Origin of the sequence: Collinsella aerofaciens (genome assembly GCF_028206795.1) — a bacterium.
Taxonomy (GTDB): Bacteria; Actinomycetota; Coriobacteriia; order Coriobacteriales; family Coriobacteriaceae; genus Collinsella; species Collinsella aerofaciens_AX.
Genome location: NZ_JAQLFJ010000008.1, coordinates 79169 through 103881, shown reverse-complemented (window position 1 = coordinate 103881; position 24713 = coordinate 79169). Strand labels below are relative to the sequence as shown.

25 protein-coding genes and 1 tRNA gene are annotated in these 24713 nt (G+C 57.0%); 3 read left to right on the top strand and 23 right to left on the bottom strand.

The annotated features are described in order from the left end of the window. Positions 1-136 precede the first annotated feature (136 nt). Complete coding sequence (locus PMX70_RS06900) at positions 137-502, top strand: hypothetical protein (RefSeq protein ID WP_271743215.1); 366 nt, start codon at positions 137-139, stop codon at positions 500-502. 137 nt (positions 503-639) lie between these two features. Here PMX70_RS06900 and PMX70_RS06895 read toward each other — a convergent pair whose 3' ends face one another. The 3 genes from PMX70_RS06895 to PMX70_RS06885 all read right to left on the bottom strand — a co-directional run bounded on the left by PMX70_RS06895 (position 640) and on the right by PMX70_RS06885 (position 3187). Continuing rightward, positions 640-1113, bottom strand: a complete 474-nt coding sequence (locus tag PMX70_RS06895; RefSeq protein ID WP_117746073.1) for a NanQ anomerase/TabA/YiaL family protein — start codon at positions 1111-1113, stop codon at positions 640-642. Between the two features lie 197 nt (positions 1114-1310). Then, the gene (locus PMX70_RS06890; RefSeq protein ID WP_271743214.1) at positions 1311-2246 is read right to left on the bottom strand and encodes a hexose kinase; all 936 of its coding nucleotides are present in this window, start codon (positions 2244-2246) and stop codon (positions 1311-1313) included. Between the two features lie 59 nt (positions 2247-2305). After that, the gene (locus tag PMX70_RS06885; protein ID WP_271743213.1) at positions 2306-3187 is read right to left on the bottom strand and encodes an aldose 1-epimerase family protein; all 882 of its coding nucleotides are present in this window, start codon (positions 3185-3187) and stop codon (positions 2306-2308) included. 158 nt (positions 3188-3345) lie between these two features. On the opposite strand from PMX70_RS06885, the gene PMX70_RS06880 reads away from it, so the two are divergent. Further along, positions 3346-3930 (top strand): flavodoxin domain-containing protein, encoded by a 585-nt coding sequence (locus PMX70_RS06880; RefSeq protein ID WP_195246910.1) that lies wholly within the window; start codon positions 3346-3348, stop codon positions 3928-3930. A 75-nt stretch (positions 3931-4005) separates the two neighbouring features. Here the strand turns inward: PMX70_RS06880 and nagA (PMX70_RS06875) are convergent, their stop codons facing one another. The 9 genes from nagA (PMX70_RS06875) to PMX70_RS06835 form a co-directional block, all read right to left on the bottom strand. Next, positions 4006-5175 (bottom strand): N-acetylglucosamine-6-phosphate deacetylase, encoded by a 1170-nt coding sequence (nagA, locus tag PMX70_RS06875; RefSeq protein WP_271743212.1) that lies wholly within the window; start codon positions 5173-5175, stop codon positions 4006-4008. Between the two features lie 115 nt (positions 5176-5290). After that, entirely contained in the window at positions 5291-6457 is a 1167-nt protein-coding gene (locus tag PMX70_RS06870) for an AgaS family sugar isomerase (protein ID WP_271743211.1), read from the bottom strand. 111 nt (positions 6458-6568) lie between these two features. Next, positions 6569-7303 (bottom strand): GntR family transcriptional regulator, encoded by a 735-nt coding sequence (locus PMX70_RS06865; protein WP_271743210.1) that lies wholly within the window; start codon positions 7301-7303, stop codon positions 6569-6571. 87 nt (positions 7304-7390) lie between these two features. Further along, a complete protein-coding gene (locus PMX70_RS06860) occupies positions 7391-7819 on the bottom strand; it encodes a PTS sugar transporter subunit IIA (protein WP_271743209.1) in 429 nt (142 codons plus the stop codon). A gap of 81 nt (positions 7820-7900) precedes the next feature. Further along, complete coding sequence (locus PMX70_RS06855) at positions 7901-8524, bottom strand: hypothetical protein (protein WP_271743208.1); 624 nt, start codon at positions 8522-8524, stop codon at positions 7901-7903. A 188-nt stretch (positions 8525-8712) separates the two neighbouring features. Continuing rightward, positions 8713-9552, bottom strand: coding sequence for a PTS system mannose/fructose/sorbose family transporter subunit IID (locus PMX70_RS06850; protein WP_006236265.1), 840 nt, complete (start codon positions 9550-9552; stop codon positions 8713-8715). Beyond that, positions 9542-10429, bottom strand: coding sequence for a PTS mannose/fructose/sorbose/N-acetylgalactosamine transporter subunit IIC (locus PMX70_RS06845; protein WP_271743207.1), 888 nt, complete (start codon positions 10427-10429; stop codon positions 9542-9544). The genes PMX70_RS06850 and PMX70_RS06845 overlap by 11 nt, the downstream gene beginning before the upstream one ends. 93 nt (positions 10430-10522) lie before the next feature. Beyond that, complete coding sequence (locus PMX70_RS06840; RefSeq protein ID WP_271743206.1) at positions 10523-10987, bottom strand: PTS sugar transporter subunit IIB; 465 nt, start codon at positions 10985-10987, stop codon at positions 10523-10525. A gap of 2 nt (positions 10988-10989) precedes the next feature. Then, positions 10990-12786, bottom strand: a complete 1797-nt coding sequence (locus PMX70_RS06835; protein ID WP_271743205.1) for a glycoside hydrolase family 35 protein — start codon at positions 12784-12786, stop codon at positions 10990-10992. 399 nt (positions 12787-13185) lie between these two features. Here PMX70_RS06835 and PMX70_RS06830 point away from each other — a divergent pair. After that, positions 13186-13261: transfer RNA gene (locus PMX70_RS06830), tRNA-Thr, on the top strand. Positions 13262-13457: 196 nt separating this feature from the next. Here PMX70_RS06830 and PMX70_RS06825 read toward each other — a convergent pair. From PMX70_RS06825 to hpf, 11 genes are all read right to left on the bottom strand, one after another. Then, positions 13458-13931: a NanQ anomerase/TabA/YiaL family protein gene (locus PMX70_RS06825; protein ID WP_117778978.1), complete on the bottom strand. Its 474-nt coding sequence runs from the start codon at positions 13929-13931 to the stop codon at positions 13458-13460. 32 nt (positions 13932-13963) lie between these two features. Further along, positions 13964-15133, bottom strand: coding sequence for an N-acetylglucosamine-6-phosphate deacetylase (nagA, locus tag PMX70_RS06820; protein WP_271743204.1), 1170 nt, complete (start codon positions 15131-15133; stop codon positions 13964-13966). Between the two features lie 143 nt (positions 15134-15276). Further along, positions 15277-16008, bottom strand: coding sequence for a GntR family transcriptional regulator (locus tag PMX70_RS06815; RefSeq protein WP_152068484.1), 732 nt, complete (start codon positions 16006-16008; stop codon positions 15277-15279). Positions 16009-16239: 231 nt separating this feature from the next. Continuing rightward, positions 16240-17730, bottom strand: coding sequence for a PTS transporter subunit EIIC (locus PMX70_RS06810; protein ID WP_271743203.1), 1491 nt, complete (start codon positions 17728-17730; stop codon positions 16240-16242). Positions 17731-18245: 515 nt separating this feature from the next. Further along, entirely contained in the window at positions 18246-19331 is a 1086-nt protein-coding gene (locus PMX70_RS06805) for a hypothetical protein (RefSeq protein ID WP_271743202.1), read from the bottom strand. 126 nt (positions 19332-19457) lie between these two features. After that, positions 19458-20543, bottom strand: a complete 1086-nt coding sequence (locus PMX70_RS06800) for an isocitrate/isopropylmalate dehydrogenase family protein (RefSeq protein WP_271743201.1) — start codon at positions 20541-20543, stop codon at positions 19458-19460. A gap of 6 nt (positions 20544-20549) precedes the next feature. Then, on the bottom strand, positions 20550-21248 hold the full coding sequence (locus PMX70_RS06795; protein ID WP_271743200.1) for a HEAT repeat domain-containing protein: 699 nt from the start codon (positions 21246-21248) through the stop codon (positions 20550-20552). A 15-nt stretch (positions 21249-21263) separates the two neighbouring features. Next, positions 21264-21692, bottom strand: a complete 429-nt coding sequence (locus tag PMX70_RS06790) for a hypothetical protein (RefSeq protein ID WP_055310425.1) — start codon at positions 21690-21692, stop codon at positions 21264-21266. Between the two features lie 5 nt (positions 21693-21697). Continuing rightward, positions 21698-22777: an NAD(P)-dependent oxidoreductase gene (locus PMX70_RS06785; RefSeq protein ID WP_271743199.1), complete on the bottom strand. Its 1080-nt coding sequence runs from the start codon at positions 22775-22777 to the stop codon at positions 21698-21700. 92 nt (positions 22778-22869) lie between these two features. Continuing rightward, positions 22870-23823, bottom strand: coding sequence for a DegV family protein (locus PMX70_RS06780; protein ID WP_271743198.1), 954 nt, complete (start codon positions 23821-23823; stop codon positions 22870-22872). 80 nt (positions 23824-23903) lie between these two features. Next, positions 23904-24488: a ribosome hibernation-promoting factor, HPF/YfiA family gene (gene hpf, locus PMX70_RS06775; RefSeq protein WP_035137685.1), complete on the bottom strand. Its 585-nt coding sequence runs from the start codon at positions 24486-24488 to the stop codon at positions 23904-23906. Between the last annotated feature and the right edge of the window lie 225 nt (positions 24489-24713).

Here is a 24713-nt window from a genome sequence, read left to right as displayed (position 1 = left end):
CGGGGCAGATTGATACGCATGTACGAAAGGGAACCTATGTGGTGCGTTGGGTTGGATCTGCTGCAGGCCCGATATGGATTGCGGTCTTGCGTCCCGATGTCCAAATAGGTTTCTCTCTCTAGACGGGAAGTTGCTCATGGACGTCATATATGACGGAGATGACTGGGTCGATCATTATACTTGGCGCCTGGTCGGCTCGAACGACAATGGGGATGTGGTGTTTGATGGACTATGTCCAAAGCATCTCCATCCTTTTGTCTCGTCGTTAATTGAGAGTTCCGCTCGTGTTGCCCCCTACAGCTCGGCATCGCTTCATGATACGGACGTTTTGAAGACCATAAGGGAATCAATTGACGATGGCACGATGAGCGGCCCGCTGTTTTCTCGGCTTGTGGGGGTAGATGAGATTGGCTCGAAACGACTGCTTGCGGGTGAAAAAGTGGAACTCACTTATCGGTCGATGATTTCAATCCTGCGGCTAGCCGATGTTCTTCGCAAATAAATCCAAGCAAAACGCCGCCGGCAACTCCCCTACTCAAAAACAGAAAGCCCCGCCAACCGCAATCCCCAAGGGAACCGCGATTAACGGGGCTCAAGCGCGCTCCCCAAGGGGAATCACGCTAGCTCACGAGCAGCGCGCTACTCCTCCCAGTAAGCGTCTGCAAGCAGCTTAAAGCAGATCTTCTTGACCGGCTGCGCGCCATCGCCCGGGAACTCGAGCGTGGGCATGTGGGGCTCGCCGGCAACAAACAGCGCAAACTTGTCGTCAGCAAGATCGCCGGCGATCGAAGCGTCGGAATCGACCAGGTCGTAGTCGTCCTTCTCGTCAAACTCCTGGACCAGCGTCAGACTGCCCGTGGCAACCTTAAAGGCCTCGCGACCCTCAATGTCAATCTGCAGGTCGTGATAGCGCTGATGCGTCTCATAGTGAGCCTCGGCCTCGGGACGCGTCGTGGGAGCCATGACGTTCGCAAAGACCTTATCGCCCAGAATCGGATGGCTGCCGACCTCGAGCTGCGCCGGGTCGTTCTCCTCGAGCCAGTCGATCAGCACGTCGAGGCCCTTGAGCATTCCGCGGTACTCCTCGATATCGCCCAATGCACCGTAAATCATCTAAATCCCCTCTCGGATCGTTTCTTTGGCAGCTACTCGGTAAACGCATTACCGACGCTGTTGCCACCCACATACGTCTCGACCAGGGTAAGGTCGGGATTGAACACGACAACGTCGGCGTCGCGCCCCGGCATAATGCTACCGCACTTGTCGTCAACATGAGCTAGCAAGCGATGCCGGGGCCGTCGCCCAAACTCTTACAGCTCAGTCACGACAACGCCGTTGTAGACCTCGTCCCAACGATCCATGACCAGATGGCCGGTCATGGGATCCATGGCGTTGAGCTTGCCGCAGGTGTTGGCGGTACGCAGCACCGTCTCGTCATCCGCACCAGCAGCAATCGCATGTGCGAAGCCGGCGATGGTCGAATCGCCCGAGCCCGTGGCGTTAACGGCAGGGATATCGGGCGTCTTTGCGCGGAACGCACGGCCATTGTGGAAGCCAACGGAGCCGGCAGCGCCCATGGATACGACGACCCAGGGGATATCGGAGAAACGGGCGTCAGAGGCGAGCGCGGCACGGAGCTCGTCCACATCGTCGGTGGTAAAGCTCGTGCCCAGAAGGCCGTTGATCTCGGTCAGGTTAGGCTTGACCAGCTCGGGCTTAACCTCGGACTTGAGCGCAGCCTCGAGAGAGGCACCCGAGGTATCGAGCAGCACCTTGGCGCCGGCGTTCTCGGCAATGCCCGTGATCTTGGCATAGTAGTCTGCCTCGACACCGCGGGGCAGCGAACCCGAAATGGTGACGACGTCGGCCTTGCCCGCAAGCTCAGTAAACTTGGCGGTAAAGGCATCGAGCTCCTCGGGGGCAATTGTCGGGCCGCTCTCGAGCAGCTCGGTCTGGTTGCCGGCGTGGAGAATGTTAAGGCAAATGCGAGTCTCGCCCTTGATGGGCACAAAGTCGTTGTTAATACCGTTGGCGTCCATGAGCTCAGCCATGTAAGCGCCCATGTGGCCGCCGAGCAGACCGGTTGCCACAACGTCGTCACCCAGCTGACCCAGCACACGGGCCACGTTGAGGCCCTTGCCGCCGGCGGTCTTTTCGGGCGTCACACGGTTGACGTCGTCGATAACGAGCTCATCGAGCTGATAGCGCGTATCGACAGACGGGTTCATCGTAACGGTGAGGATCATTTTTAGCTCCTTATCTCGCAGGCTCCTTGTGCCTCGCGATACGAGTCGACAAAACGGAATTACAGAATCTCAATCGTGAACGAGCGAACGACGGCCTCCTTGGGCTTGGCGACAAGGCAGCCGCGCTTATGCTCAAGCACGTCGTCCTCATCGGAGCAGGTCGAAAGGCCGCCCCAGGGCTCAACCGCCACAAAATCGCCCTCGGGCTTGCTCCACACAATGAGATATGGGAAGCCCTCAAAGCTCAGGCGGACGCCCTTGTCCTCGCCCTTTTTGGAAAGCGTGACTTGACGGCTCTCGAGCACGTCAAAGATGGTCTCCGCAAAATCGAAGAGCTCATGTGACAGAGGCAGCGTCTTTCCCACCATGGGGTTCTTGGAGCGATTGGTCACGTCAATCAATCCAGTCGAGGGAACGGCGGTGCAGAGCTCCGCAGCCTCGTCTTTCTCAAAGCGCAGCTCGTAGTCCGTATAGGCCTCGCCCTCATCGAGCGGACACCTAAAGCCGGGATGACCGCCGATAAAGAACGGCATGTCCTCGGTTCCCTCGTTGGTCACCTCATAGGAGACGCGCACGGCGGTATCCTCGAGCGTATAACGAGCGACAAGCTTAAACGGGTACGGATAATCGCTCAGCAGCGCGGCGTTATCCTCCGAAGCCAGGCACATCGCCAGCTCGTTCTCGCCTTGGCTCAGCAGCTTCCACTCCTGTTTGCGCGCAAACCCGTGGCGAGCGAGCTTTACATGATGCCCGGCAAACGTCATGGCGCTGTTGTCGCGCAAGCCTCCGCAAATCGGGAAGCAAATCGGTGCCTGACCGGACCACACGGCGGGATCGCCCTGCCACAGATACTCGCGACCTCCGGCCTCAATCGAGGTAAACGAACCGCCAGCCGTGGACACCTTAATAGAAATCGAATCGTTGGAGAGAGCGTATTCCATTGCCCATCCTTTCGAACAACTGCTTTTTTTGCTCGCAAGAACCCGTCTCGGCCCTGACCAAAGGACAAACCCGCACGTTCATCGATACGTCCGGTATCCCAGCCATGCAACGGGGTACCATACAGACATTGATGCAATTACAGCTGAAAGGCCTTCTTATGCGAACCATCATCCTCTACGCCTCGCGCCATCACGGCAATACGAAAAAGCTCGTGGACGCCATCGTCGAGGCGCACCCCGAGATCGATACCCTCGATGTGAAGTCACTCGGTAAAAACGAGTATCCCAACCTGCACGAATATCATCTGATCGGTGTCGCCACGGGCATCTATTACTCCGAGATCGACAAGGACATGGCACGCGTGCTCACGAACGTGCTGCAGCCGCAGGACAAAGTGTTTGGCCTTATGACCTACGGTGGCAAAAACAAGTGGTACGGCAAGGATATCGATGGCATCTGCCGCATGAGGCAGGCTATCTTTATGGGCGTCTACGGCTGCCCCGGCTTTGATACGTGGGGACCGTTCAAACTCGCCGGCGGTGTCCAAAAGGGACACCCGACCGCTGAGGAAATTAAGGGCGCTGTCGACTTCTTCGACAAGATCGAAGACGAGTATGGCGACATCATCGTCGAAGAGTACGCCAAGCGCGAGAAGCGTCTAGCATACGAGAAGGAGCATCCTGCAGGAGGCCTGGTGGCCGGCGTTAAGCGCACGGCAAAGAAGATCGCTAACAAGCTGTAACTGTGAAGGTGCTTTTGAGCGTTTAACCCATACGGCGGGTCCGAGCAGATTCGGGCCCGCCGTCTTTTTCTATCGTTACTCGGTAAAGGCGTTGCCGACGCTCTGGCCGCCAACATACGTCTCGACGAGGGTAAGCTCATGGTCGAACACGACAAAGTCGGCGTCGCGACCCGGCATGATGCTGCCGCACTTATCCTCGATGTGCGCGGAGCGTGCCGGCACCTCAGTTGCCATGCGAATGGCGATATCGGCGCTGGCGATGCCCCAGTCGACGATGTTCTTGACGCCCTGGGCAAGCGTGAGCACCGAGCCGGCAATGCTCTTGCCGTCGGCGAGCCAGCACAGGTTGTCCTTCATGATGACGTCCATGCCGCCACTGGTGTAGCTGCCCTCGGGCATGCCGCCGCAACCCAGGCAGTCGGTGATGAGTACCGTGTGCTGCCAGCCCTTTGCCTGCAGCAGCGCCTTGATGGCGGCAGGGTTTACGTGCTTGCCGTCACAGATGATCTCGGCGTAGGTCTCGGGCGTAGACATGGCAGCACCCACGACACCGGGCTCACGGTGATGCAGACCGCGCTGGCCGTTATAGGTATGCGTAAAGCAGCTGGCACCGGCATTGATAGCGGCGATGCACTCATCGTAGGCGGCGTCGGAGTGACCGATGCTGGTCACCACGCCCTTGGCGTTCAGAGCAGCCGCATAAGCAGCGGCACCGTCGCGCTCGGCGGCCATGGCGCTCTTAACGATGCGACCGCCCGCAGCCTCCTGCCACTGGTCGAAAACCTCCTCGGAGGGGTCAATCAGGTAAGCGGGGTTCTGCGCGCCCACGTGCTTCATGGTAAAGAAGGGGCCCTCCAGGTAGATGCCCTGAATGCGGGCACCGCAGAAGTCGGGGCCGCGGCCCTCGTCCGCCTGGGCGATAGCAGCGCAGGCGTCCTTGATCTGCTCGACGCCATCGGTGAACGTCGTGGGCAGCCAGCTGGTGGTACCGCGACGGGCGAGCTCGGTTGAGCTGATATCGATGCCCTCGGGATCGTTATCGGTAGTTGAGTGGTTGTAGAAGCCATGGATGTGAGTATCGACCATACCAGGTGCGATCCACGACCCCGTGTAGTCCTTAATCTCGCAAGAGGGCTCGTCGGCCTGCCAGGCGCCAAAGACGCCATCCTCGACCATAAGATAGCCGCCCAGTTGCGGGCCTGCCGGCAAGAAGAACTTGTCAGCCTTAATTGCGTACGTGCTCATATGCACTCCTTGCTTTAAAGCAGTTGACTGTGGTGATGCTATACCCAGCTCAGGTAAAACAAAAAGCGCCCGCCCGCCGTTATGAGCGGACGGGCGCCCTTACAGAGGGACGCGATTAAGCGGTGAAGGGGTGAATCGTCACGCCCTTGACCACGCGGTTGACCGTGCCGGTGGGGCTCGGCGTATCGGGCGTGTTGCCCACGCGCACGGAGTTGAGCAGGCTGATGGCCTGGGCAAACATCACGAACGGCAGAGCGAGGTAGCCCTCGGGAAGCGCTTCGTAGCCCTTAAAGGTGAAGGACTCACCCTCATAGACGGTAGCACCTTCCTGCTGAACGGCGACGGTGTGCTGAGCGATCTCGTCGCCGCCGATCTCGTTGAGGATGTCGATATCGTACTGACGGGTGTAGGCGTCGTTGTTGACGAACACGAAGACGAGCGTCTTATCGTCGACGAAGGACTTGGGTCCGTGACGATAGCCCATGGAGGTGTCGTAAGAAGTAGCGACCAGACCGTGAGCGAGCTCGAGGATCTTGAGCTGGCTCTCCTGGGCAAGGCCACCAAAGGAGCCGGAACCCAAGTAGGTCACGCGGTTGAAGTCGCCAGCCAGGTAATCGGCGATCTCAGACTCACGAGAGATGACCTCCTCGCCCATCTTGGCAATCGTCTCGACCCACTCGGCCTTCTGCTCGTCAGAGGCAGTGTCGAAAATAAGGGTGGAGAGCAGGGTCATGCAGGAATAAGAGCCAGTCATGGCGAAGCCCTTGTCGTTGGCGCGCGGAATGAGCAGCGTCAGCGCATTGGGATCATCGGCAGACTCGACGGCGAGCTTGCCCTCGGGAGCGCAGGTGATGTTGAGGAACTTGACGTTGTGGACGAGCTCCTTGGCAACGGCAACGGCGGCAAGGCTCTCGGGGCTGTTGCCAGAACGGGCAAAGGAAACCACGAGCGTGGGATCCTCGGCGCGCAGGAAGTCGCGCGGGGCGCTCACGATGTCGGTCGTGGCGATGGGCTTAAAGTCGTAGAGATCAGTGTTGCCAGCGTGACGCAGGTACGGGGCGCAGGTATCGCCAACGTAGTCGGACGTACCGGCACCGGTGAAGACAACGGACAGACGACCCTCGCCCATAGCGCGAGCCTCGGCCAGGAAGGCCTCGATGGCCTCCTTGTTCTCGCGATAGATGTTGAGCGTATCACGCCAAAGCTCGGGCTGCTGAGCAATCTCGGCCGTGGTGATCTGGGCGCCGAGCTCGGTGAGCTCCTCGACACTCTTCTCGAACATTTCTAATACCTCTTTCTTTACTAAATTGTCTGATATACAAAGACTCAACCTGAAAAGTCAAATCGAGTAGTAGTCATAGGCTGTTTTTCTTTCGTTAGCACTCGTATCCGATCACACAGTATCTCGATAGTGAGAGATTCTGTACTTGAACTTGTCCGCGCGAGCCACCGAAAGCGTGAACTCGACAACATCATTTTGGGTGTTGTGAGTAGTTCGGACTATGTCCAGAACTGGCGCACCCTCACTAATACCTAGAAGCCGAGCGTCACATGGACGTGCTATACCCGCAGAGAACTCCTCATCCGCTACTCGAATTTTCTGCTGATAATCCTGCTCAATGACATCGTAAAGGGGCTTCTGTTCGAGTAGAGGACGCTTGAGTGAAATAAAGAGCCTTGCTGGAAGATAGCTACGCTCAACCATCATAGGTATACCATCTGCCATCCGTAAACGTTTGAGTTTTAATACCTTTTCACCCAAACGAATCCCCATTTGTATCGAAAGCGTTTTATCTGCTTCCATTTCACAGAACTCTAAGATGGTTGTTTCTGGCAGCCGGCCCATCGCTTTCATCTGTTCAGTAAAACTGTACGATTGGGTAAGATTTGTTGCTTGAGCCAGTCGATCGGCAACAAACGTACCGCGACCTTGTTTTCGCACAATCCGACCAAGATACTCAAGTTCCTGAATTGCAAGTCGGACAGTCGATCGCGAAAGCCCGTAGCGTTCGGCAAGTTCACGTTCGGACGGAATCAAATCACCTGGCTGATATTCATGATCAATTTTCTCGATCAGAATATCTACGAGCTGATCGTATAGCGGTTGCCTGCGCCTCTTGCACGTCATGATATTCTCCACGTAATTAGCAATTGACCAATACTTCAGCCTTCAGGTAATGCATCAACATGTCCCAAAAATGGGCTAATAGCGACACTACATTTCATCGTCTTCATCAATGTCAGCAATCTCGAGTTTCTTGAGATCCACTCCCTCACGACCAACAACCCGTGCGCGTTCGGCAAGTTCATCAAGCGTTGGGTCTCCAAACGCACGCGTCATAACGAGCTCCACCAACATAGGTAGATTTGTTCCGGTGACAACGGTCACGTTATCGAGCTCAGTCGTCATTGGGATAGCTTGATTGAACGGAGTACCGCCAAGCAAATCAACAAACACCAATACGCCATCACAAGCTTGACGCATCTTGGCAATGCAGGTTCGCAAATCATCACCAAAAGTAACCGCCTCCGAGCCCAAAAAAGGAACTACCTCAAAATTAGGCTGTTCGCCGGCAACCATATCCACAGCGCTTTTCAAACCAGTTGCAAACTGACCGTGACCAGTTAATACAAATCCAATCATTCTATCTACCTTTCTACCGTTCGCTTTCTCTAGCCAAAGAACCCCACAAAAGGGCTCTTACGACCACTGCATCATTAAAGTTTAGCGAGCATTTTGTTTTATCGTGGGAGGTCTGTGAGCGTCTCTAAGCTGCTTTTCAAGGTTGCGATATCTACGTGCTTCGCCCTTGTTCCCGCTGCTCTCATATTGATATGAAAGCAGCAGATAGAGCTTTCCGCGTAACCCAAGGTCGTTCGTATCCAGCATAGCTTCCATCTCATCGATCTTATCATGCCGACGGCGAAAGACTATGTCGTAGGTCAATTGACTGTCCGCCAAAATGCCCTTCGACACGATGGGGCGCATCTCTTCCAACATGGACGCCGCCCGCTTCCGGTCACCCGTCTTGATATAGAAATTAAAGGCGCGAACTGCAAGCTGTCGACGTTGTTTATCGCTGCACGACATCTCCAGCAAGTGGTCCAGCATTCGATCCGCATATGCGTCCATATCAGCAGCTTCATAGATGGTGAAACGCAGGTAATACTGCTTATACGTAGACATTACTATACGCGCAAGTTTGCGATCGAGCAGGTCTATGCAATCTTGGTATAAGCCCAAGTTAAACAATACCTGCAATTTCATATCGAAGTATTTTTTCGCTCCTTCGGTCACAGCGAAATAGGCCAAGACAACACAAATGAACAGGACGATCCAAAATGGCATTGCACTATATTCCCTTCAAGGCAGCCTTAAGGAATTAATCGAACACGATGACTGCATAACCGCCTATGAACAGCGGTGTCCGACAAAACAAAAGAGGCGCACACTCCAGGGGATATGGCGATAAAGTCGCCTTGGAGGTGTGCGCCACGTCTCAATTGAGGCTCAAATGCCGTGACAATATGGGGTACTTAGCCCTTGCAAATGATACCGAATGCACCCAAGGCAATGGACAGAACCAAGACGATAAAGATGGCCTTCGTCGAGGTCATGCCCTTCTTACCAAGGAGCCAGTATACAAAGCCGACGAGTGCGGCAGGAACCAGCTTGGGGCAAATCATATTGCAGATGTTCTGCAAGTCAACGGTAACGCCGCCAATAACAGGCTTCGCTGCAATAACGATACCGACATTGGTTGCGACCAGAGCACCGACCATAAAGACACCCATTACGGAGGCCGCGTCGGTCAATGCGTTCAGGCGATCGCTCATGGTGGTGACGAGCTTCATACCCTGCTCATAGGCCATGTGGGTCTGCTTGCAGCGGAACCAGTCAACAAGAATGTTAACGGCAACCCAGATGAAGATACCCAAGGGGTTGCCGTTCATGGCCATATTGGCAGCCAGGGCGCCGAAAATGGTCGGGAGCAGCGAACCGAAGATGGAATCGCCGATGGAAGCCAGCGGTCCCATGAGACCAGTCTTGAGACCGGCAACAGCCTCGAGGCCCTCAATGCCCTCCTCTTCCTCGATCGCCAAATCGATACCGGTGATGATCGTGTTGAGGAAGTTTGAGGTGTTGAAGAACGGTGCGCACTGGGCGCGGCAGGCTTCCTTTAGCTCCGGCGTGCCGTCGCCGTACAGCTTGCGCAGTGTGGGCAGGATAATCCAGAGATAACCAGAGTGTTGCATGCGCTCGTAGTTCCAACCATCCTGGAAACCAAGCAGGTTACGACGGTTGATCTGCGCAAGGTCGTCCTTGGTAATCTTGTAGCCAGTGGTGCCATTGGCGAGTTTCTCATTAGAGCTCATCGTCGTCGTCTCCCTCCGCAGCGCCAGCAGCAGCGACGGGACGCTGGTTGTTCTTGTAGTACAGCAAAGACAGAGCAAAGCCAATAATAGCGATCGCCAGCATCGACATGTTATTGAACATACCGACCATATCCACGGCGCCCTTACCAAGCGCGGCGTTCACAGCGACGATGTTGGTGTTGAGGTTAATGATGCTCGTGAAGGCCGTACCAAACAGGGCGGCGATTACAAAGCCGAGCAGCAGGTAGGCGACGTGCTTTTTGACTGGCAGGTAACGGAGCAGGATGGCGAAGCCAACGGCGGGCAAGGCACCGCCAGCAACAGACAGACCGTCACCCAGCCACTTCAAGTCGCCGTTAAGGGCGGTGGTGATGCCCTCGACCAAGCCCTGGCCAAATGCGAGAGCCAGGAAGACCGGAATCATGCGGGACAGCATCCAGGAAACGGCACCGAGCAAGTAGTGTACGTTGTAGGCGCCCCAGTTCATCTTCTCGATATCGGCATCGCACATGTGACCGAAGAACGTGTTGGCGAAACGACCGGCGATATCGGTGTAAACGAGAATGGCAGCGACAGGTACGCCGATGGCGGCAAGAGCCGTCTCGGGATTCATGCCCGCGCCCACGGCAAAGGCAGTGGCGACCAGAGTGCCGGAGTTGGCATCGATACGAGAGGCGCCGCCAAAGGTGCCAACGCCCAGGACGGTGAGCTGCATGCTGCCGCCGATAAACAGGCCAGTCTGTAGGTCACCCATAATCAAACCAGTAATCATACCAGAGAAGACGGCTGAGCCGGCACAGGTGTACCAGTTCAGCTCATCCAGAATCTGATAACCCGCATACAGGGTTAACAGAAGAATCTGCCACCAAGCAATCATGGTTAACTCCTTATTTAAGGTGTAACAGTTTCTACAATACCAATACGCTTATATAAACCGCGCATCCCCCTTCACGGCCTAGCGTTAATTCGACTAGAGTGTGAAAGCCTCTGGGTTATCCTGCGGCGTCAGCTGAATGACAATAGGAAGATTATCGGCCTTGAGTTTGGCAAATGCATCAAGGTCCCCCTGGTCGCAACTAATGTTGCGAGACAGCTTCTTGACCGGCTCCATTGTCGTCATATTACCGACGATGAGCTGCTCAAGCTTAACACCTTGCTCCAAAAGTCGAACGTAGACCTCAGGCTTTTTCGCAACAATAAAGAGACGTTGCGCATCATATTTGCCAGCAGTGATGTTGGCAGCGGCCTTGTCGACAGGAAGCACGGACAACTTCACAGTTGCCGGGCAAGCCATGCGAAGAACCTGCTTTTGGGTAGCATCTTGCGATACCTCGTCGTCAACTACCATGAAGCGGCTTACCTGACGGGCGTTAGACCAGAGGTTTGCCACCTGTCCGTGAATCAAGCGAAAGTCGATTCGTGCGCCTACAATCATTTCTACTCAACTCCTTCTTGTTCAAGTGTACGAATAACGGGCTCAGAGCGAAGGGAGATTTTCGCATCATACACGCCCTCTGTTTCGAACATAACGAGCTCATTGGTACCAGGGTGCAATAAACCGTGCGGAACATAGAGTGTCATGATGGGGCCCTTATCCCAAAAACGTCCTACATTCGTTCCGTTTACGAATGCCACACCCTTTCCAAAACCCGTAGTGTCGATAAAGGTATCAGCCGGCTCAGATATATCAAACTTTGCGCGGTAAAAGGAAGGTTGCCCCTCTACCCAGCCGGCGGAATAATCAAGATTATCGATGTTATCGAGTGGCAGACAACGCATCTCCCAACCGGTAACAAAGTGAAGATCAACGCAAACTCCTGTCCTAATGCCCTTATGCTGCGTATCAGCGAGCAATTTGTGACCATAATTGACGCGACCCATATCCTCGGTCAGAACATCCAGGCGGTTTTGTTCACAGGGAAGAACGCAGTGAATATCTTCCCCGATGTGCTCCTGATACTGCGTCGCCACTTTGTCACCGTTCACAAACACCTGTGCACGGTCGCGGGCGTCAATAACCCGAATACGCTCTTCATCTGCACGGTCACGCTCGACAGTCGTGGTATATAACGTATATCCATACGACTGACCCATCTCTTCCATGGGCTTAGGATATTGAGCTTCAATCGGCTCCGAAAGATTATCGAGCACATTAAAGAGACTTACGCGCTCACTCACCGAAATATCGGGCATGGAAAACGTCTTTTTTGTTAACGGCTTGCTTTGCGCGATATCGGGATACAGCTCGTGAACTGTCCTTTGAATTGCGAAGTATTTCTCGGTCGGGTTGCCCTGTTCGTCCAATGGAGCATCGTAGTCATATGATGTCACCTGGTGCAGGTCATGCGTATGGCGTGCAGAACATCCGTTCATAAATCCAAAGTTGGTGCCTCCATGAAACATGTAGAGGTTTAAAGATCCACCAAGCTCGAGCACCTCGCGAACGCAAGAGGCAAGATCTTCGGGATCGCGTCTGACGACGTTCTCCCCATAGCGATTGAACCAGCCGTCCCACAACTCCATGCACATAAGAGGCCATTGTTTTCCATGCTCCTTGTGAAAAGCAGAAAGAGCCTCAAAGTTCTCCTTTGCATGAGAACCAAAGTTGCCGGTGCACAACACATCATCGTCAATGAGCGTACCGGCACGAAGACACCCACGCCACGGGCCATCGGAAGTACAAAGGGGCACGGAAACCCCACGCTCGACCATAAGGCGACGAATCGCACGAAGATAGTCCTTATCCTCGCAATATGATCCATACTCGTTTTCAACCTGCATCATGATGATGTTTCCGCCCTTGTCAATCTGACGCGAGACGAGTATCGGCATGAGATGGTCGTAGTAATGCGCAACGTGAGCAAGAAACTTGGGGTCGCTGCTACGCGGTCTCATATCATGTTGGCGCAGCAGCCATGCTGGCATGCCGCCAAATTCCCATTCTGCGCAAATAAACGGAGAAGGCCGAACAATTGCATACAGACCGAGTGACGCCGCCTCATCAAGAAATGCCGCCAAATCAATTGAACCAGAAAAATCGAAGACGCCAGGCTTTGGCTCATGAAGATTCCACGGTACATACGTTTCGACCGTATTAAACCCAAGAGCCTTAAGGTTATAGAGTGAGTGGTGCCAGTCGCTCGGATGAACACGCATATAGTGAATCGCCCCCGACAAGATGGTGAACGGCTCATCATCGAGTAGGAATTGATTGGTGATCTTAAACGAATGCATGCTACTCCCGATCTTCGTGCTCTACGACGCGGATGCCGGTTCCCCGACCCTCAGCTAAACGCCTTGCCTATTATGGACGCATTGACGCAATTATGTAGTCAGAATCTGAAGTGGTCCGTAAACGGTAGCCAAATGACGATGAACGGCTTTAATGAACAAAATATAAACCCGCTGGTAAATTACTTTTTTACTATAGATTTCTAGCGATTCTATATTTGAAAGGTGGTATGTACCAGCTATCCACTATTTCATACTAGTTACATTATGCTTCAATCGCATTTCTTCAAATGCTTATCTACTTTGGATTCAGTGAGAAAAGCCGTCAGAACCCTTGCGCGGATTTGCGATGTCCCGTATCAGAGTCAGCCGTTGACGTCCCAGTTGCGTCACCACATGGCCGCCAGCGTAGCTCAGTTGGTAGAGCACCGCTCTCGTAAAGCGGGGGTCACCGGTTCGAGCCCGGTCGCTGGCTCCATTGCACAAGATAGCCGCCTTCGGGCGGCTTTTTTGTTGTCGATTTTGAGTGCTCTTGCGCCAACCCAAGCACAACGCCGCCGGCAACTCCCCTACTCAACAAAAAGCCCCGCCAACCGCAATCCCCAAAGGAACCGCGATCAGCGGGGCTCAAGCGCGCTCCCCAAGGGGAATCACGCTAGCTCACGAGCAGCGCGCTACTCCTCCCAGTAAGCGTCTGCAAGCAGCTTAAAGCAGATCTTCTTGACCGGCTGCGCGCCATCGCCCGGGAACTCGAGCGTGGGCATGTGAGGCTCGCCGGCAACGAACAGTGCAAACTTGTCGTCAGCAAGATCGCCGGCGATCGAAGCGTCGGAATCGACCAGGTCGTAGTCGTCCTTCTCGTCAAACTCCTGGACCAGCGTCAGGCTGCCCGTAGCGACCTTAAAGGCCTCGCGACCCTCGACGTCGATCTGCAGGTCGTGATAGCGCTGATGCGTCTCGTAGTGGGCCTCGGCCTCGGGACGCGTCGTGGGAGCCATGACGTTCGCAAAGACCTTGTCGCCCAGAATCGGATGGCTGCCGACCTCGAGCTCCGCCGGGTCGTTCTCCTCGAGCCAATCGATCAGCACGTCGAGGCCCTTGAGCATTCCGCGGTACTCCTCGATATCGCCCAATGCACCGTAAATCATCTAAATCCCCTTTCGGATTGCTTTTTTGGCGGCTACTCGGTAAACGCGTTACCGACGCTGTTGCCACCCACATACGTCTCGACCAGGGTAAGGTCGGGATTGAACACGACAAAATCGGCATCGCGGCCAGGCATAATGCTGCCACATTTATCCTCGACGTGAGCAGAGCGCGCGGGCACCTCGGTCGCCATGCGAATTGCGATATCGGCGCTCGCAAGACCCCAGTCGACGATGTTCTTGACGCCCTGTGCGAGCGTGAGCACCGAGCCGGCGATAGCAGAGCCATCGGCAAGCCAGCAAAGGTTGTCCTTCATAATGACATCCATGCCACCGCTAGTGTACTTGCCCTCGGGCATGCCGCCGCAACCCAGGCAATCGGTGATCAGCACCGTGTGCTGCCAGCCCTTGGCCTGCAGCAGCGCCTTAATAGCAGCAGGGTTCACGTGTTTACCGTCGCAAATGATCTCGGCATAGGTGTTGGGCGTGGTCATAGCAGCCCCGACGACACCGGGCTCACGGTGATGCAGACCGCGCTGGCCGTTGTAGGTATGCGTAAAGCAGCTGGCGCCAGCATTGATGGCGGCTGCGCACTCATCATAGGTGGCATCAGAGTGGCCGATGCAGGTCACGACGCCCTTTGCGCTCAGAGCCGCGGCGTAAGCGGCAGCGCCATCGCGCTCGGCCGCCATAGCGCTCTTGACGATTCGACCGCCGGCGGCCTCCTGCCACTCGTCAAAAACTTTCTCGGACGGGTCAATCAAAAAGGCAGGGTTCTGCGCGCCCACGTGCTTCATGGTAAAGAACGGGCCCTCCAGGTAGATGCCCTGAATACGAGCACCGCAGAACTCAGGTCCGCGCTCTTCGTCAGCCTGTGCAATGGCAGCGCAGGCGTCCTTGATCTGCCCCACACCGTCGGTAAAGGTCGTAGGCAACCAGCTGGTGGTACCACGACGAGCGAGCTCGGTCGAGCTGATGTTGATACCCTCGGCATCGTTATCGGTCGTGGCATGGTTATAGAAGCCATGAATGTGGGTGTCCACCATGCCCGGCGCAATCCATGTACCCGAATAATCTTTGATCTCACAAGCGGGCTCATCGGCCTGCCAAGCGCCAAAGACGCCATCTTCGACCATGAGGTAGCCGCCCAGCTGCGGCCCCGCCGGCAAAAAGAACTTGTCGGCCTTGATAGCATACGTGCTCATCTATGCTCCCGTACCCGCAGTGCGTTTTAGGGCGGATCAAAAACCACTGCATTGTTAATTCGAGCGATTGTTCGTTGCCTTCTTGCGCTTGGCACATTTTGCACCCGCCGCAAAACACGCCAAGCCGTTTATACCCAATAACTCTAGACTGCGCGGTTGTGGTAGACCTTGTATTTAAACTGGTCGGCGCGCGCAACCGAACGCGTATACTCGATAACCTCGTTGTTCATGTCATATGTGGTACGAATCAAATCCAGGACCGGTGCGCCTTCGGCAATCTCGAGCAAACGAGCGTCGGAATGGCGGGCAATACTCGCGTAGAATTCCTCCTCTGCCACGCGAACTTTCTCGTGAAAGTCCTGCTCGATCATGTCGTACAGCGATTTGTTCTCGATCATGGGGCGCTTAAGCGCAAAGAACTTGCGACTCGGCAGATATGTACACTCAATCATCAGCGGCACACCATCGGCAATACGCAGGCGCTTGATCTTGTACAGACGCTCGCCCAGACGCGCGTTCATCTCTACGGCAATATTCTTATCAGCCTCGACCTCGGTAAACTCGAGAATCGTCGTCTTGGGCACACGGCCGATCGCCTTCATCTGCTCGGTAAAGCTATAGGTCTGCGTGAGGTTTGCCGTTTGCAGAGAGCGGTCGCACACCATGGTTCCACGGCCACGCTGACGAACCACCAGGCCCAGGCGTTCAAGCTCCTGCAGGGCAAGGCGAACCGTAGTACGCGAGAGCCCGTAGCGCTCCGACAGGTCACGCTCGGACGGCAAATAGTCGCCGGGCCGAAGTTCGTGATCGATTTTATCGGTCAACAAATCGACGAGCTGATCGTACAGAGGTTGTTTGCGCGCTCCCATTGCCATAATGATACCTGCCGGATAAATGACTCGAAATTGGTTGTAACCAGACACCACGTACTATAGCAGTTTTATTGGAATAACAGCAGGTCAACCAGCATATTTCAATATTGTTTGCCGGTTGATAGCCTGCGCACTGTAATACCAATTACAACGCTACATCAGGTATCGAGGTAGCAAAAAGGGCCGCCCCCGCGGAGCGGGACGACCCTTTGCAAGACGATACGTCTTTAAGGCTTAGAGAAGCTTCTTGAGCTCCTCGGCAACAGCCTGGACCTGCGTGCCGATGATGACCTGGGTAGCACCCTTGTCCATCTTCATGACACCCAGAGCGCCGGCCTTCTTGCAGGCAGCCTCGTCGACCAGAGCGGAATCGCCGAGCTCGAAGCGCAGGCGAGTAGCGCAGCAGTCAACGGTCTTGACGTTCTCCTTGCCACCGACGGCAGCGAGAACAGCGGCGGCCAGAGCGGCGAACTTGTCGTCGCCAGCAGCGGCGGAAGCAGAGGTCTCCTCGACATCCTCATCCTCGCGACCAGGGGTCATGAGGTTGAACTTGGTGATGGCGAAGCGGAACACGAGGTAGAAGACCACGAAGGCAGCGATGCCCAGCGGGATGATCATCCAGGTGTTGGCGGCAGCCGGGAGGCTAGAGGAGAACAGGAGGTCGGTAGCACCAGCGGAGAAGCAGAAGCCAGCACGGAAACCAACATAGTAGGTGACGATGGTGAAGATGCCGTACAGGGCAGCGTACACGACGTAGAGCGGGAAGCACAGGAACATGAAGCCGAACTCGAAGGGCTCGGTGACGCCGCAGACGAAGGCGCAGATAGCAGCGGAGACAACCAGGCCGATAGCAGCCTTCTTGTTCTTAGCGGTCTGAACCATAGCCAGGGCAGCGCCCGGGATACCGAACATCATGCAGGGGAAGAAGCCGGACATGTACATACCGAGGCTCCACTTGACGTCAGCAGAGGTCTCGCCAGCCCAGAAGTGGGTCAGGTCGCCCAGGCCGATGGTGTCGAACCAGAACACGTTGTTCAGAGCGTGGTGCAGACCGGTCGGGATGAGCAGGCGGTTGAGGAAGGCGTAGATGCCAGCGCCGATACCACCCATGGCGGCGATACCCTCACCAAGAGCAACAAGAGCACCGAAGATGAGCGGCCAAGCAAAGAGCAGGACGACGGAGACGACGATGCAGATGACGGCGGTCATGATGGCGACGCAACGCTTGCCGGAGAAGAAGGCCAGCCAGTCGGGAAGACGAGTGTCCTTGAACTTGTTGTAGCAAGTGCCACCGATGATGGCGGACAGGATGCCGATGAAGGAGTTACCAGCGATCTTGGAGAACGCGATGCCCTCGGTCGTGGCAAGCCAAGCGGTCTGAGCATCGGCGTCCATACCACGAATGGTGCCAACAACAGCGGGGTTCAGGAGCTGCTGGATCATCAGGAAGGCGACGAGGCCAGCGAGGCCAGCGGTGCCATCGTGATCGTCGGCAAGGCCGACAGCGGCGCCGACTGCGAACAGCCAGGCCATGTTATCGATAAGAGCGCCGCCTGCCTTGATGAGCAGGAAACCGGCGGTATAGGCAAAACCGGTAGTGTCACCGGCAGCACCCATGACTGCGGGAGCGAGCAGGTAGCCCACACCCATAAGAATACCTGCGACGGGAAGCGCCGCGACGGGAAGCATCAGCGCTTTGCCGAGCTTCTGGAGGTACTTCATCATATGGTATCTCCTCCAACCTTTCTTTCGTTGTTCACCAACGAGTTCCATGTCCGCGCCTTGTGCATACCGGCTTCTCCGCTTGCCGGCATTGATGCGCAAACTTAGACAACCCAGTCCCTATTTGGGGTTGCTGGTATGTACGGAAGCACACACTCAATTCAAACGTCCACCACATTTCGTTCAAATTACTATATCGTTGCCAAACGGTTATTTTTGGCCCGTAAACGGTAATTTACGCAGGTAGACATGGTGCGTTTCTTTCATTACCAAACTAATTCTTAGCAATTACCATTCGATTTCGTTTCAAAATTGGTTACTACCAGATGAACAGTGGTACCACATTGTTACTACCAGTTTAGCCGAAATCGTTTTCACTTTATATGAATAAAGTGTCCCAAAATTTGCATACAACCACCCCCTCCCATTGCCCCCCGTGCAAAAAGCCCACTAGAACGATGTCCGTTCTAGCGGGCTTATCAGATTTTTGGCTACGCGCTCGGCGGCTCAGGCAAACCTTACGCAAACAGGCCGTAAATGCTGATGTTAGCCTTGGCATAGAGGCCGTTCGCATACTCGGTCCACTTGGAGCTGGCGCTCGAAGCCTGCGAGGAATACTGCTGGTAGGCAGTGTAGTAGGCGGTCATGGCCTGCTTATAGGTAGCGCTATCGGCCGTAAAGGCATCATCGGCAAATGCCTTAGCGTAGGTGCTATCGGCGTCCTTCCAGGTGCCCTTCTCGCTATCCCACTCGTCACCGGCAAGGTTGATGATGTAGTCGGCGTAGTCCTTGCTCGCGGTCTCCTCGTTGCCGTCAGCAGGCTCGGTCGGGGCGGTGGGCATGCTTGCGGAGCTGTCGCCGACCTTCTTCTTGTAGAGCTTCTGCAGCGTCGCGGACTGACGGACGATCTGCTTGGCCTGGTCCTTGGACACGCCGTACTGCGTGGCCATGGTCTTGTAGTCGGAGGTGCCGATGGAATCCTCGGCGTACTGCTTCATTTCCTTGGAAGAGACGGTAATGCCCTCGTCCTCGGCAGCATCGAGCAGAATCTGGTTGCGCACGTAGGACAGGATGACGTCAGCAGAAGGAGCGGTGTAGTTGCCGTCGTCGTCCTTGACGGTGTCGAGACTGTACTGGCTCTCGATGGCCTCACGCGCGGTGATGTCGCTCTTCTTGCCGTTGTAGCTATAGCTTGCCACGGTCGAATCAAGCTGGTCCTCGGTCAGGGTCGCCGAGCCGACGCCCTTGCCGCCAAAACCACCGTTACCGATAAAGAAGCCGACCACGGCAGCGATCACGACTGCAACTACAAAGGCGGCAATCATCGTCTTCTTGTGTTTGCAAGCGTGGTCGTCCACGTCGGAGTCGTCGTCCTCGTCCTGCTCCTGGGGCATGAGGTTCTCGTCAGCTGCATCCGCGGCGATCTTTGCCTCCAGGCGAGCGTCCTCCTCCTCGGCGGTCGTGCCGGCGGCAATATGTTCGGCAGACGTGCCGGCGACCAGGTCGATCTTCTCGTCCTCATCACCGTCGGGGCCTTCGCCGCGCTCGATGATCTGGATGCCGTCGATCTCGTCCTTCTCGTCCTTCTTTTGAATCAGACCCATATCAGTTACTCCTTGTTAGGAAACATAGTCCCCGATAGAATACGCCCGGCAGAGCGCCGGGCGTATTGATTCTTAGGTTATACGCAAACACTTAAGTACTATTTAGGCGTTTGCAGCGTGCATACCTTAGACCAGGTGAGCGATAACGGCATCGGCAAAGGCCTGTGTGCCCACAGCGCCCTCAACGGAGCCGGTCTGGGCACGACGCACGTCACCGGTAACCTGCTCGCCCTCGTCGAGCGTGGCAGATACGGCGGCACGAATGCGATTGGCAGCATCGTTCTCGCCCAGGTGATCGAGCATCATCGCAGCAGAGAGGATCTCGGCCGTGGGGTTGGCGATATCCTGGCCGGCGATATCGGGCGCGGAGCCATGCGTAGCCTCAAAGATTGCGCAGTCGGCACCGATGTTGGAGCCGGGGGCCATGCCCAAACCGCCCACCAGGCCGGCGCACAGGTCGCTCACGATGTCGCCGTACAGGTTGGGCAGCACCAGGACATCGAAGTCGTTGGGGTTCTGGACCAGGCCCATGCAGGTGGCGTCGACGATCTTGTCGTTGAACTCGATATCAGGATAGTTGGCGGCCACGTCGCGCGCCACGCGCAGGAACAGGCCGTCGGTCGCCTTCATGATGTTGGCCTTGTGCACGGCCGTCACCTTTTTGCGGCCGCAGCGGCGGGCATACTCAAAGGCATACTCCACAATGCGGCGGCTCTTGGCGATGGAAATCGGCTTAATTGAAATGGCGGAATCAGCGGCAAAGGTCTTCTGGCCCGAGCGCTCGACGAGCTGCGAGAGCTCCTCGACCTCGGCAGCGCCCTCATCGAACTCGATGCCGGCGTAGAGGTCCTCGGTGTTCTCGCGCACGATAACCAGGTCGACACCGCGGAAACGAGAGCCGTCGCCCGGTTGCGACAGGCAAGGGCGCACACAGGCGTACAGGTCAAAATGCTTGCGCAGAGCCACGTTGACGCTGCGGAAACCCGTGCCGACCGGCGTGGTGATGGGACCCTTGATGGCAACCTTGGTCTCGGCGACCGCATCGAGCACGTGCTGGGGCAGCGGCGTGCCAAACTCGTCCATGACGCCGGCACCGGCCTCCTGGACGTTCCAGTTGATCTGGACACCAGTGGCCTCGACCACGCGGCGCATGGCCTGCGTAATCTCGGGACCGATACCGTCACCGGGAATCAGGACTACATCGTGCGCCATAATCTGTTACTCCTCGTCTTCGGCGTCGTCAGATTTTTTAACGCTAGCACGCTTCTTCTTTTTGGAGAGATCCAGGCCAAAACGTTTAACAAGCATTTCGCAAATCTCGCTCGAACGGGCCTTGAGATAGCTGCCCTTGCCGTTCTCGGCATCGAACTTAAGGCGCAGCGCGAGCTTCTCGGCAACCTCGGCGTCGATCTCGCCCTGGCAAAACTCGTACAGGCAACCGAGCATGTCGCGATACTCGAGGTCGCCGTGGTAGCACTGGATGGCCTCGTCCAGGATGGGCCAAGCCTCGCGCGAACGCTCGATGCTCGTGGCACCCCACACGCACAGCAGGCGGAAGGCGGCATAGCGCAGCGTGGAGGAGATCTCGTCGAACAGTGCAGTCTCGGCGCCCTCAAAGGCATCGCCCAGCTGCTCGGGGCAGGTGGTGGCGAGCGCCGTCAGGGCATCGAGGGCCTCCCAGCGGGTCTGCGCCTCGGGGCGGTCGAGCGCCTCGATCAGCGCGGGCACGCAGGGCACGACGCGCTGCGGATCGCGCTCGGCAAGCAGGTGCAGCACGCGGGCGGCAAACTGGCGGATGCGGCGCGTGGGGCAGCCGAGCTCCTTGACCAGACGGTCGACGGCGTTCTCGTTCTCCTCTGCCAGCTGAAGCTGTGCCAGCTCCTCGTCGGTGAGCTGTTCGTCTTTGTTTTCTGCCATAGTTACCTCTTCTTACTATTTCTTAGCGTGCTTGCCAGCACCCTTGCTGTCATCGGTGACCGAGATGAGCTGTCGGTCGGCCGCGCCATTGCGACGCGCACGGCGGCGTTCCTCAGCGTCGCCCGCGTCGGCGGCGGCGCGATGAGCCTTGTTGACGTTAAAGACCTCGTCGTGCTTGCGCCACGGACCGACGGACTCGCCAAAGCTCATCTTAAGACCGGCGATAAAGCCGCCGAGCCAGCCGATTGGCGCAAACTGCACCAGCGGGAACAGCGAGAACACCCAGGTCAGTAGGACGACTGCCGCCGCGCCTGCAAAATTGGCGATCCAGTAGTCGCGCTTGGTGATCACGCGCTTTTCGCACGCCCACTGGCCGCACAAAAAGCCAATGTAGATCGCAAAGAGAAAGAGCACCAGCGCTAGTACCACGAACGTCCAGCTCATGGGCGCTACTCCCCGTGATGGTGGCCGCAGCAGCACTCGTGGCCGTCATCATGGCCGTGGCCGCCGCAGCACTCGTGGTCCTCGCCATGGTGGTGGCCGCAACCGCAATCATGATCGTCGCCGTGCTCGCCGCAACCGCAGCCGTCCTCGTGAGCGCCATGCTCTTCGGGACGATACTGCGACCAGTCCAGACCGGCGGCGATGGCGTCGGCCTCCTCCTTGTAGAGGACCGTGATGGCCTGGGTGCCCAGCTTGGCACCACCGATGGCGTCGAGCATGTCGTAGAGCGTAAAGGCCACGTCGGCACCGGGCAGCGCGAGCTCGCGATCGTCGGCGTAAGCGAGCGCCAGGCGCAGGTCCTTAATGAAGTGCTCAACCATAAAGCCGGGCTTGTAGTCGCCGTCGAGCGCCTTGGGCGCCAGGCTCTCCATGGCGCCGGACTTACCGGTGCCGCCCAGGATCATCTGACGGGTCTTCTCCAGATCGAGGCCGCTCAGCTCGGCAAACGCCATGGCGTCTGCCATGCCGACCATACAGGCGCCCAGCGACACCTGGTTGGCGAGCTTGGCAGCCTGGCCCTTGCCGGCGCCGTCGAAGCAGCAGATGGTTGCCGCAAAGGTGGAAAGGATATCGCGGACCGGCGCGATGTCGTTCTCGGTGGCGCCCACGATAGCCGTGAGCGTGCCGGCGATAGCTCCCGACTCGCCGCCGGTGACGGGGCAGTCAAACGCCATGCGGCCGGAGACCTGGGCGGCCTCGGCAATGTCACGGGCGAGCTCGGGCGAGCTCGTGGTGAGGTCGATCAAGACCGCGCCCGGCTTGGTGCAGGCCAGCAGGCCGTCGCCCGCCAGGTAGAGCTCCTCGACCTCGGAGGGATAGCCCACCATGGTAAAGACGACATCGGCGCCTGCCGCGGCCTCGGCCGGCGTATCGGCCCAGATGGCGCCGCGCTCGACAAGCGCGGCGGCCTTGGACTTGGTGCGGTTGTTGACCGTGACGGGATAGCCGGCGTCCAGGATGTGGCCGGCGATGGGGGCACCCATGATTCCGGTGCCGATGAATGCGACGGAGAGCTTGTTTGCCATGAAACCTTTCCTTTTGGGTTGGGTGTTATTACCAGGTTGAATACTCAGTGCCAGCGCTTGAGCTGCGGGGCGCCTGTGGTCGTAGCGCCTGTCTACTCACCACGCACACGGCGTGCGATGCGGTCGGAAAGCGAGGCTTTCTCGGCGCGGTTCTTGCCCCAAAACGCAAGCGCCACCATGCCGGGCCCCACGTGCGAGCCAATGGTAGGACCGACGGAACTACGGATAATCGTGACGTCGGCGCAACCTTCCTCCTTGCGAACGGCAGCCTCGAGCCAGTCACCATCCTTCTCGGCATCGGCCGTCATGATGGCGATGGGCATGGTGCGATCGGGCACGTAGTTCTCGCGGAACGACTTGAGAATGGACTTGAGCGCCTTCTTGCGGCCGCGGTTGACGCCGATCAGCGACAGCGAGCCGGCCAGGTCGTAGGAGAGCTCGGGCTTGACGTCGAGCTTTGCCGTGAGCTGTGCCGCCGCGGGCGGAATGCGGCCGCCGGCAGCCAGTGCGTCAAAGCTCTCGAGCGTAAAGTAGCCGTGGACGTAGGTCTTTGCCTCGTTTGCCCAATCGACCAGCTGCTTGGCGGTCAGTCCTGCCGAACGCTGGCGCACGGCCTCGAGCGCCAAGAGCGCGCCGGTCGCGCAGGGCAGAGCGTTGTCGACCACGTAGAGCTCAAAGTTGGGATACTCGGCGCGCACGGCATCTGCCGCCTGGCACGCGGAGTTGTAGCTCGACGACAGCGCCGAGGTAAAGCACAGGTAGACCGTGGGCGTACCCTCTTTGGCGCACTCGGTAAAGAACTCGATATAGCGACCGAGTGACACGGCGGAGGTAGACACGCGAGCGCCGGCGCGCATGCGGTCGTAGAACTCCTTGGGGGTCATGCTCGACCAGATATCGTCCGTGCGCTCCTCGCCATCGATGATAAAGGGGAAGCCCAAGATATCGACATCGAGGTTCGCGGCGACCTCGGGGCTAAAGTCGCAGCAGGTATCGACGACGATGCGGCAGCGGTCAGAATGGCCGGTAGATGCAGCCTTGTCCATCAAAGCGACTCCTTACGTAAAAAAGGCGGCCATCCGCATGGGATGGCCGCCAGCCGTTAACTCATGCAAGTTAACGTATTTTACTCGTCAAGTGTTTCGATACGGGGCTTGATGATGCCATATCCACCATTCTTACGGTGATACACCACATTGATGAGGCCAGTCGTCGCGTTCTCGAACACGTAGAAGTCGTGACCAAGCAGATCGGTCTGCACCAGCGCCTGCTCCTCAGTCATCGGGGTGACGTCGATGACCTTCTCGCGGACGAGCAGGTCGTCCTCCTCCTCGGGCAGCAGCAGGTCGGCCAGATCCTCGACGCGCTCGACCGGTGCGACATCCGCAGCGCTGGCGCCGCCCTGGCGGTTGTCCACGACCTTAGTCTTGAACTTGCGCAGCTGGCGGGTGACCTTGTCGGCGGAGAGGTCGATGGCGGCGTACATATCGGCACCGTGCTCGGCAACGCGAATCACAGAACCGCGAGCGCGAACCGTGACCTCGACGATTGCCGGGTTGGGGTTCGAGGGGTTCTTCTCATAGCGAAGTACAACGTCGACCGTCATGGGCTCGATATCGAAAACCTTGAGCGCCTCGCCGATCTTCTCATCCACATGCGCACGCAGAGCATCGGTTACCGTCGTCTTGCGTCCAGAAACCTTGATATCCATACGTGGCTCCAATCTGCCTCGGGGACTTACTGTACTGGCTATGTACCCATTGCCGTGCATTTAATCACGCGGATTCCCAAAGACCCGAATAACGATTGCTTGATACCGCATACCGAAGTCTCGCACTTTTCTGTGGCAAAGTGCGCTATAGGAGGGAGCCGGCGACTTTGTATTTGGTCCCGAAAATTGGCTTTGACCTGCTGGTTTTATAGAGATGAAAAAGCC